Origin of the sequence: Streptomyces sp. NPDC002773 (genome assembly GCF_040295605.1) — a bacterium.
Lineage (GTDB): Bacteria > Actinomycetota > Actinomycetes > Streptomycetales > Streptomycetaceae > Streptomyces.
This window is the reverse complement of sequence record NZ_JBEOVO010000050.1, coordinates 1-12,874: the sequence shown is the minus strand read 5'-3', so window position 1 is coordinate 12,874 and position 12,874 is coordinate 1. Positions and strand designations below refer to the sequence as shown.

Below are 12,874 nucleotides of genomic sequence, written 5' to 3'. Positions count from 1 at the left end.
CTGGAGCGCGAGAGGTTCGCCATCACTCGGTGGCATCAAGAGGGCTGCCCTCGGCAGCACTGAGCTGAGGAGAGGCCCGAGGCGGCTTCTCCTCGATGTCACGAAGCGCAAGCAGTTCGATTTCGAGACTCACAGAAGTGACTTCCGAAGTGGTGAATATCTGCTGTCGGTTCTCGTGAACAGAGCCACCCTGGCTGAGGATGTAGCCGACCAAGCTCACGAGGATGAATGCTCCAACGACCCACATGACGATTTCCACGGGTGTCTCCTTCTGGATTGCGGATCCTGTTCGGTCACGGCTTCGTTCGGACGAGCGAGGGCGTCTGTCGTTCGGGGGTGGCGGTGAACGGATGTTTCCCGAGGTGGAGCTTTCGTGCAGGGGCCAGGGCGTAGATGCCGGCCGCTGCCGTGAAAGCTCCGATCACGACGGCCCACTGGCCGAGCGTCACGTCCTTTTCCATGATGACTGCCCACCAGTAGTACCGGGGCTCGGACGGCGGGTAGCCGAACAACATGCTTGCCAGGGTGAGGCCGACCGGCGGAAGCCAGGCAACTGAGATATACCCCAGGGCGGAAGTCACTACCGCTAATGAGGCATGCACCAGGGTGTTGCGGAGCCCTGCCTGCCAGGGGACGGCAGGGCCGATCAGCTGCCCCAGGTTCGCTGCCGCGGCGCGATCTCCTTCAGCGGCAGGTCGAACACGTCCTTGAGGACGACGGCGGCACGCTCCTGCGGCGCCAGCAGGGTGGTCATCTCCGCGAGCGCATCGCGCACCTCGGCGGGGTCGGCGGCGGGAGGGGCGGGTGCTCGTCACCGAGGCCTGCAGCATGTCGGTCCTACGACGCACCACCGCCGCTTTCCTCGTCCGGCGGCCTCGGAAGGACCGTCCCCGAGGCCGCCGAATGGGCCGGTTACCCGGCGCGCTGGGTTGTCTCCCCTGCCTGGGCGGGTACGGCCGGCAGGGGGACGGTGCAGGAGGCGCAGCGTCGGGCTTGGGCGGGGACGGGGCTGAGGCATTCGGGGCAGTCCCGCTTGGGCGCCTGGACGTCGTGGTGGGGGGCGAGGCGCTCGTGCAGTTTGTTGATGGGCAGCACGACCAGGAAGTACAGGGCGGAGGCGAGGAGGAGGAAGCTGATCGCCGCGTTGATGAAGGCGCCGTAGGGGAACTCGGTGGCGCCCACGGCGAAGGTCTTGCGGCTCATGTCTCCGGTGGCGCCGGTGGCCAGCCCGACCAGCGGTGTCAGGAAGGCGCCGACGAACCCGTTCACCACCGCGGTGAACGCCGCCCCGATGACGATACCGACGGCCAGATCGACCACGTTGCCGCGCAGGATGAAGCTGCGGAAGCCCTTCACCTTCTCCTCCTTGAGGCCCTTCGACGTCGACGTGCGGGGCCCGCGGCTGCGGCCATCCGCCCCTTTGCCGCATGCCCTGCCACTGTTGCCCCATGCCTGCTGATGCTGGACCACGACCTCAGGAGGGCGCGGCAAGCACCGTGTCCTACACGGAACCGGGAGAAACGCAGAGATCGCTTTCTCGCTTCTCCGCGAGGCCGCAAAGGGCACGTGTTCTTCGCGCGGCGAACCCTCGTTGGTCTCTGGCCTGGCGGGTAGGCGGGGGTACATCTGTCGGCGGTGTGGAAAGGGGCGGTTGTGGCTGGAGCGTTGGTTGCGGGCGGATGGGGTCTGTTCGCGGGTGCGGCTCTGCTGGTGGGGGCGGCTGTCGGCTCGCTGGTGCGGGTCCCGCCGCGGCTGATCGCCCTGGTCATGGCATTTGGCAGCGGTGTGTTGATGGCGGCGGTGTCGTTCGAGTTGATCGCTGAGGCGTACGAGCGCTCCGGGATGTGGCCGGTGGTGGCCGGGGCGGTCGGTGGTGCGGCCGTGTACTCGGGGGCCAACGCCCTGTTGGCGCGGCGCGGTGCTCAGCACCGCAAGCGCTCCGGGGAGCATCAGCCGTCTGAGGCTGAGGCGCCGGGGTCGGGCAACGCCATCGCCCTGGGGGCGCTGCTGGATGGGGTCCCGGAGTCCGTGGTCATCGGCACCAGCCTGCTGGGCGGCGGGCAGCTGGGGGTGGCGACGGTGGGGGCGGTGTTCATCAGCAACCTTCCCGAGGGCCTCGCGAGCGCCGCCGGGATGCGCAGTGCCGGGCGCAGCCGCCGGTACGTGTTCATCCTGTGGGGAGGCATCGCCGTGATCAGCGGTCTGGCCGCGTTGGCCGGATACGCGTTGCTGGGCGGGGCGTCCGCGACGGTGATGGCGGTGATCACGGCCGTGGCGGGCGGAGCGATCCTGGCGATGATCGCGGACACGATGATTCCCGAGGCGTACAGCAGGGTGCACCTGCTGACGGGACTGGTCACGGTGGTCGGATTCCTGTCGGCGTTCGCCCTGTCTCACCTATAGGCGCGGTGGGGAGGGGGCCTCACCGGCATCGGGCTCGGCTGCGTTCTGGTCGGCTCGGACCACCGGCAGCCAGCCGGGTTCGACGACGCGGGTCTGGAAGCCGGCCGCTTCCAGGATCGCGGACAGTGCGCTGTCCAGTGCCTGGTGCAGACCGGGCAGTGCCGTAGGCGGCTTTCCATCGTCCTGGTGACCGTGAGGGTGGCTGACGGCACGTGCGATCCCCGTCGAGCGCCATCCCAGCAGCGCCCGTCGTTCTGCGCCTGCAGGCTCAGGTTGCCTGCCGGGGTTTGGTTCGTCGAACCCTGCCTGGGCCAGCACACTGTGGTTCACCCGTCCGTTGACAGAGTGACGCGCTGCCAACCAACGGACTCGATCAGACTGCAGGGTGAGGCCCGGTTCTACCTGTATCGGCGCTCGCCGTCGCGGTGCGGGTACAGGGACGTGAGCTTGTTCCAGTACTGCTCGAGGTGGGCGTCGGTTTCCCGCAGGGCCGGGTCCAGAAACGAGGCATGCAGCTCGGCCACGCGGTCAGGGGCGCTGTCCACGTCGGCCGGTGGGGGCGCTGTGCGTCCCCAGGGTGCCTTGGCGGCGGCACCGTGTGCGTCGCGAACCGCGCGGGTGGCCCACCAGCGGGCGAGGAGCACGGCGGCGGTCAGAGCGGCGGCTGCGAGGGTGTGCAACCCGGGGTGCGCGGCCACGACTTCCTCCATGATTTCTGCTCTGGCGGCGCCGGCCCTCAGGGCGAGGCCGGCGCCGCCCGAGGTCGGTTCAGCCGGGCCACGTGCCGGTCAGGCGACGGGTGGTGGCGGCACCGGCCCGGTCGACAGCCGCCTTGACGACCGCGAAGATCGCGCCTTGCAGGGCTGCGGCGATCAGGACTTCCTGCCAGGTGCGGTGCTCGTCGGTGGCGTCGGGGGCATCGTCGTCGTGACCGATCATCTTCCACGCCTGCTTGAACGCCGCGCCAGCGATCATGCCGCTGGCGGCGCCGAGCGCCAGGCCGACCGGCTTGTAGGCGATCTTCGAGGCTTTCATCGGCACCTCTGGCTGCGGCGCAGGAGCAGGAAGACGACGAACGCTACGGCCGCGGCGACCAGAGGGGTGCGGTTGGCCTTCGCCATGGTCGCGGCCGACTCGGCCTTCTCACGGACCGGGTCCGGGGTCTTCTCGGCGGCGAGCTGTCCGGCGCGGGTCGCGGTCTCGCGTACCTGGGCAGCGGCGTGGGCGGCCTTGTCCAGTACCGGATCGGGGGTCTTGTTCTTGACCAACTGAGCGGCATGCGCCGCCTTCTCCCGGAGCTGGTCGCCGACGAGGGTGGCCTTCTCCTTGGCCTGGGCCTTGACGTCGGCCTTGGCCGCCAGCGCCTCTACGGTCTGGCCGAGCTCGTCGCGGGCGTGCTCGACCTGCTCGCGCAGCTCCTCGGGAGTGGGCGCGGCGTCCTTGCCGTCCTTGGAGGGGGTGCTTATCGGTGTGCTGCCTCCTTGATCTCGGCCACGTCGGCCTTGACGCTGTCGATGGCCTGCTCGGGTGCGGGGGTGCCGGCCTTGGCGATCTGCTTCTTCCCCGCCGCGGCCATCACGGCGGCGACGGCTGCCAGCAGGGCGGCGACGATCAGCGCTGCAGCTCCAGGGCAACGCCGGCATCGGCTCGCTCCAACCTGCTCGACAAGGGCGGCACCCGCGGCGACGGCCCGTACCGCAAGAACGTCGACTACGACTCCACCCTGTGGCGCAAGGCCCTGCACAAGGCGTTCCCGAACAGCGGCGGCAAGCGCACCAACGTGTTCACCACCGCCAGCCACGTCCGCTCCCTGCGCAACCGCGCCGCCCACCACGAACCGCTGATCGACGGCGTCCCCCTCCCGGGCCAGAGCGACCGCCGCGGCCGGACCCGCCGGCTCACCCTGCCCGAGGCCCATGGCGAGGTCCTGCGGCTGGTCGAGTACATCGACAAGAACGTCTCCGCCTGGCTCGGGCAGACCAGCCGCGTGCCCGAGCTGCTGCGCGCCCGGCCCTGACCCACCGGCGGCGGTCAGCACGCCGGGCATCGGCGACCGGTGCCACGGGCGGCCGTCGGCGGTCGGGGAGGGGATTGGTCAGTCTTCGTGGCGGTACCGGGTGATCTCTTCGTGCAGGACCCAGGCGGGGAAGTCGGGGTGCGTTTCCCAGATGCGGGCGAGTACCAGCTGGATCGGGCAGTGCCTGCTGTGTACGGGGGTGTAGTCGTAGGGGCCCACGCAGCCCGGGCAGTAGCCGTCGCGGTCCCGCGGGCCCGGGTGCATCTCCAGCAGACGCGCGTTCGCCGCGGCGGCGGCCCGCAGGTGAGCGGAAGACAGGAACGCTCCGAACCGGCTGCCGGTCTCTTCGAGTGCCGCAATCTGGTCGGTGTGCTGTTCGGTCTCGCGGATACGGGCCGAGAGGAAAACGGCGAGCTCACGCGGGTCATGCACCAGGCTCAGGTGCTCGTCATCTATGGACGGTGTGGTCATGGCGGCCATTGTGCCCGCCCATGCAACGCTCCTCGCTGGCGTTCCATGGCCGAACAGCCTGCCGCCGGCCTCGCCGACCGCCCGCGGCGCAGTCGTCCAGGTGCGGCAGGCCCAGGCAGCACGAAGGCCGCCCGGCATGTGCGGCGGCCTTCGCAAGGTCTGAACCCTGGGGTGTGGCCTGCCCCGAAGGGCTACCAGGGACGGTTCCAGGGTCTTCACCTCCAGGTGATCCCGGAAGGCGGGGCCAAGGGCTACTGGTCAGGGTGTACGGCCTGGACGCCGGTCCCCTCGTACAGCTCGGGCTCAAGGGTCAGCAGGTAACGGCCGGTGGGGAAGTCGGCGCTGGGGCGGGCGGCGTGGATGGCGTGGACGGCCGCCCAGGAGTGCCCAGCGTGCAGGAGCCCGGTGGCGGCGAGGGCGGCGGCGGTGTCGAATGCCTCGATCTGGATGAATCGCAGGCCGTTGATGTAGGCGAGCAGGCCGGGGCGGTCGGTGTCGCCGGCGGTCAGACACAGCACCGGGGCGTACAGGGTGCCCAGGCCACCGGAAGCCTGGACGTAGAACGCGGCCACCGCCTCGTTGAACGGGTCCTTCGGGTCGTGAAGGGCGGTGGCTGCGGTGTGGTCCAGGACGACCGCGATCGACGTCACTATGCGGCCGCCGGATCCTGCCGGGCACCAAGGCGCTCCAGCAGGTGGCGGGCCCTGGCTTCGGCGCCCTCACTCGGCACCGTGCCCAGCGCCGACGCCAGCTCGGCACGCGCCTGCTCCGCCCGTTCCGCATACTCGGCCTGCGTCAGACGGGACCCGGCCAGCTCCTCGACGAGCTGCCGGATCGTCGTGCCCTGCTCACCGGCCAGCGCGGCCAGCCGGTCGCGCGTCGCCGCGCTCACCTTGATGCTCGTCTCATCACCCATACCCCGACTCTACTCCCGGTAGAGGAGCGGTGTGGAGGGGCGAGACCGTCGCTCTTCGTTCCATGCAGGAGGGTGTCGTCCGACGGTCCTCTTGCCCGGGCTCCGCGCTATGCCTCACTATCTGTGATCAAGCAGATACTGCGGAGCCGGGGGTGGCGATGTCGTCGGGCACAAACGGGGACTACTGGGCGGACAAGGCACTGCCCAGTGTGTTCAAGCACGATCTCCTCAAGCGGTATCTGCCGCAGTTCGGCGGGATGGCGGGCACACAGTCACACGACAAACGGGTGGTGTATCTGGACGGGTACGCGGGCGAGGGACGGTACGAGAACGGGGAGCCGGCGTCCGGAGAGATCGCCCTGAGGGTGGCCTCCCACCTGCGCGCCAGGGCGGGGCTGACACTCGAGTGCTTTTTCTCAGAGGCCCAGGCGAAGTCGTTCGACCGGTTACACGAGGTCGTCCAGCAGTATCTGGCTCGCGGTGTCCGGGCTCATGCCCACCGCGGTGAGGTCGACGGTGTTCTCGACCAGGTCGTCGAGCGGGCCGTACGGGAGCCGCTGTTCCTCTTCCTGGATCCGTGCGGTCTCGTCTTGCCGCAGGACCGTCTCGTGGACGTGCTCGCCCGAAAGCGCCCGGAGAAACGGCCGGCGACCGAGCTGCTGATGAACTTCAGCATGATGGCCGTCTGGCGCCTGGGGGGCCACGTCCGCTCCCCGAAGGGCAACGAGAAGTCGCTGCAGCGGTTCGACGAGGTGTGCGGCGGGACCTGGTGGCGCGAGTACTTCGCCGACGCGGTCGCCTCCCGCGGCAAGGACGGTGTGGGCGAGGACGCCATCGAGGCGGTGGCGGCCGAGTACGCCCGGCGCCTGGAACGCCGGACCGGGATGCTCGTGCAGTCGGTCCCGGTGTCGCATTCGCCGCGCAAGCGGGCCGTGTACCGGCTGGTGTTCGCGACCCGCAGCCCCTACGGGCTATGGGTGTTCGGCGACACCGTCGCCCGGGCCCGGGCGACGTGGTGGGAGACACTGGAGGAACGGGAAGAGCAGGACGCCCTGTTCTCCCTGGCGTCGGTGACGCGCCCGGACCCGAAGGAAGTCGAGACCAACGCGGTTCCCCAGATCGCAACCAACCTCGAGAGGCTCCTGACGCGGACCCGGCGTCCGATCAAACTGGTCGACCACACGCTGGAGATCTTCGGCTCCTTCTACGGCCAGGTCACCGAGCCGGCGGTGCGCCAGGCGGTGCGGCTGCTGCATGAGCAGGGCAAGACCCCCAGCAACGGGGTGGGGGTGAAGCGGACCCGGGAGATCACCGTCTACCCCGGGAACCTCGCGGCCTGACGTTCATGGCCGGGCCCTTCTCCGAGGCCCGGCCACAACGAACGCGTGCTGGTCAGGCCGCGACCGGCAGCGGCATCTGGTCCCAGGTCCGGCCTTCCAGAAGACGGCCACCGGCCTTCGGGGTGCGCCCGCCCCACTGCTTGAAGAAGAAGGCGACGCCGGCGTCCTGGCAGGTGTCGCGGATTTCGGTGACCCAGCTCTCGTCAAGCGGCCGATGCCCGGGGCCGGACTCGCCCCCGGCGATCACCCAGTGGATGCCGTCCAGGTTCAGCCCCGGCAGCGGCCCCAGCAACGGCTCGCAGGACAAGAACCGCACAGCCGCGGGGACCTCACGCAGATCGTCGACGCGGGCCAGCTCGTTCTCGGTCTCCACCGAGACGCCCATCCAGAGGTTGCTCGGCCAGTCGAGTTTCGGAGCGACCTGACGCAGGCGCCGGGCCCGCTTGGTCAGGACCTGGTACGTGTGCTGCGGGGTGTCGGCCATGACCTGGAAGACCTGACGGACGAAATCGAGCGGCACCCGCGCGTGGAACAGGTCGCTCATAGAATTTACGAACACCGTCCGAGGGCTCTTCCACCCATACGGCACGTCCAGGGCGTCCGGGTGTAGCGTGACGTCGAAGCCCGGCCCCGAAGTCCGGGGATCACCATCGTTCTGATACTTCGCCGCACCCATCGCCTTCAGCCTCTTCGCCAAGGTCAGGGCGTAGCAGTTGTCGCAACCGGAAGACACACGGTCGCAACCGGTCGTCGGATTCCAGGTCGCCTCGGTCCACTCGATCGAACTGCGGTCGCTCACCGGTCTCCTCCTGCCCTCGTACCAACGGCCGCGCCACCCAGGGCGGCCGTCGTGTTCTGCCTAACGATGCCCCGCAGGCTGGGACACCGCGGCATGTACGCCGGTATCCGCGCGTACCCGATCGCTTCTCGTAACCTCACGTATCGAACCTCCATTCAGGAACCTAGCCCTTGCGATCGGCCTCGGTCGATACAACCGCCGCCCTGCTGCCCTGCCCTGGACGGCTCGCACGTCATCCTCCGTTCGTCACGCGCCCTTTCTCCTGTACCCCTGCGTCGATCGGCGTGGGCTCTCCGGCGCGCTCCTCGCGAACTCGGCGCTTCGTCCCTCTTGGTCGACGTTGGTAAAGACCTGCTCCGCGAGGCCGTGGCGGGCCTGTTCCTGCCGTGCGAGGGCGGTGGCCAGGGCCGGGTCCTCCTGATCGGGCGAGGCGGGGGCGAGGGCGCGCTGGGCTCGAGGGCGCGGTAGTACCCGACCGACGCGGTCTCCCCCGTCTTCACTGGCCCGGCCGGAACGACCGGTCGGGGGCTGGGTCGTCGGCGGCCGCCGGGGACGTCACCGTGGTTGTGGTGCGGGAGGCGGGGGCCGCTCGTAACTCCTGCTGTATGTGCACGTTGGGTGTGGCATGCCATCAACAGCGTCGAACGCGGCCAACGCCGGGGCAGCCGCGGACAGGAAACCCGAGCAGCTCCCCTTTCTTCTCTCTCAGCAGCAAGGGGAAGCAGCCCGCACGTTGCTCAGCTACGTCGCATCACTGCCTCTGCCTGGACCTGACGCGCAGCTCCTCGCGGTGGTGGTGGCCATCCGGGCGGCACGCGGAGGCGTGGGCAACATCACCGGCCAGGACCTGGCCGCACTCCGATTGGGTGATGCCCGTGAAGCCGTGACCGCCCTGCGGGAACTGGGGTGGCAACTGGCCGACACGGTCTTCAGCAGCGATCTCGACGCGCCACCGACTCGCGTCACCGTTCCTGCGCTGGCTGCCGACGCTGGCCATCCCCTGCCAATCGGGAAGCAGACCCGCTCGCGCGTATCGGGATGGACCACGAAGGCCCTGTCGGTCAAGCCGGTCAAGAAACTCCCGCCCGCCGCCCGCCTGGCCGGTCTGTTCCTCGCCGCCCACGGCACCTCCCGGCTCCTCGGCTCCCTCCCACCCCACCTGCCCGCTGCCTGCAGGGCGGAGCTCCCGAAGCTCCTGGAGAAAGGCTTCCTCGCCGAGCTATCCGGTGATCGGTACCGTCTCGACCCCCAGGTACGCCACCTTTCAGGTCTGCGGCCGCCCACCGAAAAGGAGCGGGCGCGCACCAACACCGCGAAGCCGGCACGCGGGTTCCGCTTCGACGCCGACGCGTGGCTTCGGTGGAAGGAAGCGGCCACTCCCGGCCTGCGGCGGCATGTGGAGAGCATCGAGTCCTGCGGTGTGTGCGGGTTTGCCCCGGAGCGGGTGGCGGAGGCGTTCACGACCCCCAGTCGTGCCCAGTTCATGTCCAGGCAGACCAAGACTCTGTACGGACAGTGGAAGACCGAGCACCCCGACCGCGGCCCGCAGGCCGCCGCGTTCACGGTGGCCTTCCGTGCCGAGCACGGCCATGGCCCCTCGTTCCGGCAGGTCGGGGACGGCATGGGGTGGGACGTGCCCCACCAGCTCCGGTGTTTCATCGTGCAGCGCCTTCTGGCGAACGACTGGCTCACGAGCACCGGGACCGTTCCCTGGACCCTCCGCCCCGGAACGGCAGCGCAGGAGCACGGCATCACCCTGCCCCGAGCCCGCACCGCCCCCGTCGCCGCCCAGCGCTCCTGACCGCGCCCGCCCGCTTTCGCCAGCTATGGCCTTGCCGCACCTGTTGCGTTTGACCTGGGCCCGAACGGCTCGGGTCGTCAGCAAGGCCAGTGCCACATGGACATCCACGACCGGCTCGGGCGAGTGTGACAGCCAGGTCCGGTGGCTGGCTCGCGCATTGAGCCGCGCCGCAGCGGAGATCATTAGGGCTGAATGCTTGAAGGGTGGCCAGCCTCAAGGATCAGGTTTGGCGGACCAGGCCGACTACCTCCTCATCCCCACAGCATCGTCTCTGAAGCCGCCGTCGCCCCCACGCCCGTGGCTCGGGGGATGTAGTCGAACGTCCCCAACCAGATCACGGTCCGGTCGTCCGGCAGTTCGCCGCCGGCGATCCCGCGCGCGACCTGCCGCAGAAACTGCCAGTCCTGTGCCAGGTTCGCCAGCACTGGCAAGCTCGGCACGGCTTCGGCATCCCGCCGTGCCAGCTGCTCGCGCACCCTTCCCGCGGCGAGCTGCACAGTCGCCAGGACGCCGGACGCCTTGAGATCAAGGCGGAAGAAGAGCCAGCCCACCAGCCCCTCAACCTCCTCGATGGTCAGCTCCTCGACACCGCGCACCACCACACCCGGCCCCGTCGCGCTCCCAGCCACACCCGCTCCCCTCATTGCTGATCGGGATCCTGGCACGCCAGGAGGACCAAGACCACCGTGCGGTTCAACGGATGCCCTGAAAGCCGGCCCGAGACCGCGCCTGGGACGAGGACGGCGGGCAGGGCGCGGGTCCGACACCCACTCCGTCGCGGCCGGCGTCGCATCGGGCTCGGTGGACAGGCCGAAGCGGCGGCGGACCGTGGCCGTCGCGGCCGTCACCGCGGCCAGCACCTCGGCGACCTCCTGGTCGACCTGGGCGAGCGCGGCGGCCAAGGTGTCGATGGCGACCAGGGCGTCTACGACGGCCGCCAAGCTCCAGTAGACCGTGGGTCAGGGCGAGTGGAACCGGCGCCGGAAGTGCGTCTCTCGGCGCTGGTGCGGGCGGCCGTCTGGGGTCGTGCAGTTCGAGCCGGGCGCGGCATCACACTCAGGACAGGTGACGTCCTTGACCCGCCATACGGGAGAGGCGGACTGCGGCTGTGAAGGCGGTCGCTGTGTGGTCTGCTCGGGGCGTGCGTTCCGCGTGCTGATGATCAGCTGGAGCCGTTCCTCATGAGGGAGTGGCCGCCGGTCTCTACCGCCGCTGTCGTCGTCGTTGAAGCAGTGCCTGCCCTTGGCTGCATCACAACGGGGACAGGGCTCTTTGAACCAGGAGCGGCGCCCCACCTGCTCGTGCAACAGCGATGCCCGTTTCAGCCGTGCCGCACGTGCCGGGGGTGAGGCTCTCTTCTGACGGGCGATCTGCGCCAGCGCCCCAGCGCCGTCCGCGCGCCTTCTCCAAAGCTCGACCTGTTTGCGCTGCTGAGCGTCGACATATGCTCCGGCTCCAGCCGCCGCGCAGATGAGGTCCTTCACCATCTCGCGCATCGCCTGTCGCGGCTGCCCGATCCCACGGCTTTCCAAGGTGTCCAGCAGCTTCTTTACACGGTCCGCTTCGTCCCGTGCCCGCTCCTCCGCCTGCGCGGCCCGCACGGCTGCCACCTCGGCTTGCCGCTGCCGCGCATGGGTATCCAGGCACTCGGCTGCATCATCTGCGATGGCCATCTCGGCTTCGGTACGGTCGTGGCTCGCGATGGCATTGGCACGCACCAGCAGAGGACAAACCTGGCCCACCTCCTGCCAGGCAATAGCCTGCGCCAGGTCGTGGAACAGCTCCTGCCGCGTTTGCGCCTGTTCTTCCAGCCAGCGGTCCGCGGCCGCGACGGCCCCTGACAGCTGGTCCTGGAGCTCCCCTTCCACCTCTGTGAGGGCGGCCATGTCGCGGCACACCCGGGTCACGACGACCACGGATCCCACCCGGCGGGCTTCGGCCAGCTGGCGCAGCAGCGTCTGGGCCCGCACATGCGCTGGCGGCGTCTTCACGGTCCTGCCCGCGCCCCACGGGGATGCCGGACGGACGCTGCGGGAACGCACGATCTGCTCCACCGCTGGCGTCGACAGCCCCCGCTCCGTCATCTCGCATTCGTCCAGGGCGAACCATTCGGTGGGCCGCGCGAACGCCTCGGTGCCGATCCGTACCCGGCGGGCGGTCCCCTCGCTGTCCAGACGGACCCGGTGGACGTACCAGCGCCGGATCAGAGTGTCCCGGTCCACCGGCACGGACACTCCGAGCACCGGCTCTACGCCGTCCTCCTCCCACACGGGCGCTACCGCCTGGTCCAGGTGCACGCGCAGCCCACGGGTCTTCAACCGGATGTCGACCACCGACCCGATCGCCACGCCGTCCGGCCGGGCGAAGTCGAAGTCGGCCTCCTCCTCGAGGCTGCGCAGCCAGGACCGGGCGGCGGACTTCACATACAGGTGGTCGGCACTGGCCACACCCCGGGCGCTGCGGCCGCAGTGATGCGACAGCCCGTCCAGACCGGGGATATGGGCGAAATGGCAGACACGATCGGTGTAAAGCTTCGTGGTCAGCCGCACCCCGCAGCCTCCGAGCAGCAGCCCGCACCAGAACGTGTCGTGCTCGTGCTGCTGGCGGAAGGCGTCCAGCTCGATTGCTTCCAGCGGGAGCATCAGTGGCTCCTCGGAGTCCGCGCTGCCCAGAACCGCGGTCTGAATCTGCCGCTTGTCACCTCGCACGAACCCCCACCTTTCGTCCCAACTCAGCGTGCCACCACACCCGCTGACTCCGCAGTCGATCCACCGCGTTCGCCCCGCGATACGCGGTTACAGGAGCACTCATCCGGCCTGGCGCAGTGTGGACGCGGCGGTTGGCGCCGGTCGTCCGGCGCGTTCGGTGCGGGCCCGCAGGATCGCGGCGACGCGGACGGCTTCGTTGGCCTGACGCTCCTGGGCGCGAACATTCCCCAGCGACGTCGGCACCTTGTCCTCCTGGCCGTCCTCGGGGTCGGGAAGGCGGTGTCGCAGAGCGCAGGACCGTGACATCGCCCAGAGTCATACCTTCCTAGGGCCTGTTGCGAAAGTGGATCTTGATCGCCGATGATCACATCTTGTGGGACGTGGGGATCTGACGAATGCGCAGTGGGCCCGGCTTGAGC

At 69.5% G+C, this 12,874-nt stretch carries 17 protein-coding genes; 4 read left to right on the top strand and 13 right to left on the bottom strand.

The features are described from left to right. Positions 1-22 precede the first annotated feature (22 nt). From ABT034_RS33070 to mscL, 3 genes are all read right to left on the bottom strand, one after another. Entirely contained in the window at positions 23-259 is a 237-nt protein-coding gene (locus ABT034_RS33070; protein WP_351220787.1) for a hypothetical protein, read from the bottom strand. A gap of 34 nt (positions 260-293) precedes the next feature. Beyond that, positions 294-515 carry a hypothetical protein gene (locus ABT034_RS33065; protein WP_351220786.1) on the bottom strand — a complete coding sequence of 74 codons (222 nt, stop codon included), beginning with the start codon at positions 513-515 and terminating at the stop codon, positions 294-296. 397 nt (positions 516-912) lie between these two features. Beyond that, a complete protein-coding gene (gene mscL / locus ABT034_RS33060; protein WP_351220785.1) occupies positions 913-1,356 on the bottom strand; it encodes a large conductance mechanosensitive channel protein MscL in 444 nt (147 codons plus the stop codon). 297 nt (positions 1,357-1,653) lie between these two features. Here mscL and ABT034_RS33055 point away from each other — a divergent pair, with 297 nt between their 5' ends. Beyond that, the gene (locus ABT034_RS33055) at positions 1,654-2,403 is read left to right on the top strand and encodes a ZIP family metal transporter (protein ID WP_351220784.1); all 750 of its coding nucleotides are present in this window, start codon (positions 1,654-1,656) and stop codon (positions 2,401-2,403) included. Between the two features lie 398 nt (positions 2,404-2,801). Here the strand turns inward: ABT034_RS33055 and ABT034_RS33050 are convergent, their stop codons facing one another. From ABT034_RS33050 to ABT034_RS33020, 7 genes are all read right to left on the bottom strand, one after another. Next, a complete protein-coding gene (locus ABT034_RS33050; RefSeq protein ID WP_351220783.1) occupies positions 2,802-3,101 on the bottom strand; it encodes a hypothetical protein in 300 nt (99 codons plus the stop codon). A 70-nt stretch (positions 3,102-3,171) separates the two neighbouring features. Beyond that, on the bottom strand, positions 3,172-3,438 hold the full coding sequence (locus ABT034_RS33045) for a DUF4235 domain-containing protein (RefSeq protein ID WP_351220782.1): 267 nt from the start codon (positions 3,436-3,438) through the stop codon (positions 3,172-3,174). Next, entirely contained in the window at positions 3,435-3,869 is a 435-nt protein-coding gene (locus ABT034_RS33040; RefSeq protein WP_351220811.1) for a DUF3618 domain-containing protein, read from the bottom strand. Before ABT034_RS33040 ends, ABT034_RS33045 begins: the two co-directional genes overlap by 4 nt. After that, on the bottom strand, positions 3,866-4,321 hold the full coding sequence (locus ABT034_RS33035; RefSeq protein WP_351220810.1) for a phage holin family protein: 456 nt from the start codon (positions 4,319-4,321) through the stop codon (positions 3,866-3,868). Before ABT034_RS33035 ends, ABT034_RS33040 begins: the two co-directional genes overlap by 4 nt. A 177-nt stretch (positions 4,322-4,498) precedes the next feature. Next, positions 4,499-4,891 (bottom strand): hypothetical protein, encoded by a 393-nt coding sequence (locus tag ABT034_RS33030; RefSeq protein WP_351220781.1) that lies wholly within the window; start codon positions 4,889-4,891, stop codon positions 4,499-4,501. 251 nt (positions 4,892-5,142) lie between these two features. Further along, a complete protein-coding gene (locus ABT034_RS33025; RefSeq protein WP_351220780.1) occupies positions 5,143-5,541 on the bottom strand; it encodes a PIN domain-containing protein in 399 nt (132 codons plus the stop codon). After that, entirely contained in the window at positions 5,541-5,807 is a 267-nt protein-coding gene (locus ABT034_RS33020; RefSeq protein ID WP_351220779.1) for a hypothetical protein, read from the bottom strand. Before ABT034_RS33020 ends, ABT034_RS33025 begins: the two co-directional genes overlap by 1 nt. A gap of 158 nt (positions 5,808-5,965) precedes the next feature. On the opposite strand from ABT034_RS33020, the gene tcmP reads away from it, so the two are divergent. Beyond that, positions 5,966-7,147, top strand: a complete 1,182-nt coding sequence (tcmP, locus tag ABT034_RS33015) for a three-Cys-motif partner protein TcmP (RefSeq protein WP_351220778.1) — start codon at positions 5,966-5,968, stop codon at positions 7,145-7,147. Between the two features lie 52 nt (positions 7,148-7,199). On the opposite strand, the gene ABT034_RS33010 is transcribed toward tcmP, so the two are convergent. Then, positions 7,200-7,946, bottom strand: coding sequence for a DUF5131 family protein (locus ABT034_RS33010; RefSeq protein WP_351220777.1), 747 nt, complete (start codon positions 7,944-7,946; stop codon positions 7,200-7,202). 823 nt (positions 7,947-8,769) lie between these two features. On the opposite strand from ABT034_RS33010, the gene ABT034_RS33005 reads away from it, so the two are divergent. Next, positions 8,770-9,747, top strand: coding sequence for a hypothetical protein (locus ABT034_RS33005; protein ID WP_351220776.1), 978 nt, complete (start codon positions 8,770-8,772; stop codon positions 9,745-9,747). 251 nt (positions 9,748-9,998) lie between these two features. Here ABT034_RS33005 and ABT034_RS33000 read toward each other — a convergent pair whose 3' ends face one another. Beyond that, on the bottom strand, positions 9,999-10,376 hold the full coding sequence (locus tag ABT034_RS33000; protein ID WP_351220775.1) for a hypothetical protein: 378 nt from the start codon (positions 10,374-10,376) through the stop codon (positions 9,999-10,001). A gap of 172 nt (positions 10,377-10,548) precedes the next feature. Here ABT034_RS33000 and ABT034_RS32995 point away from each other — a divergent pair, with 172 nt between their 5' ends. Continuing rightward, on the top strand, positions 10,549-10,698 hold the full coding sequence (locus ABT034_RS32995) for a hypothetical protein (RefSeq protein ID WP_351220774.1): 150 nt from the start codon (positions 10,549-10,551) through the stop codon (positions 10,696-10,698). Positions 10,699-10,706: 8 nt separating this feature from the next. Here the strand turns inward: ABT034_RS32995 and ABT034_RS32990 are convergent, their stop codons facing one another. Further along, positions 10,707-12,455 (bottom strand): hypothetical protein, encoded by a 1,749-nt coding sequence (locus tag ABT034_RS32990; protein WP_351220773.1) that lies wholly within the window; start codon positions 12,453-12,455, stop codon positions 10,707-10,709. Positions 12,456-12,874: the final 419 nt, after the last annotated feature.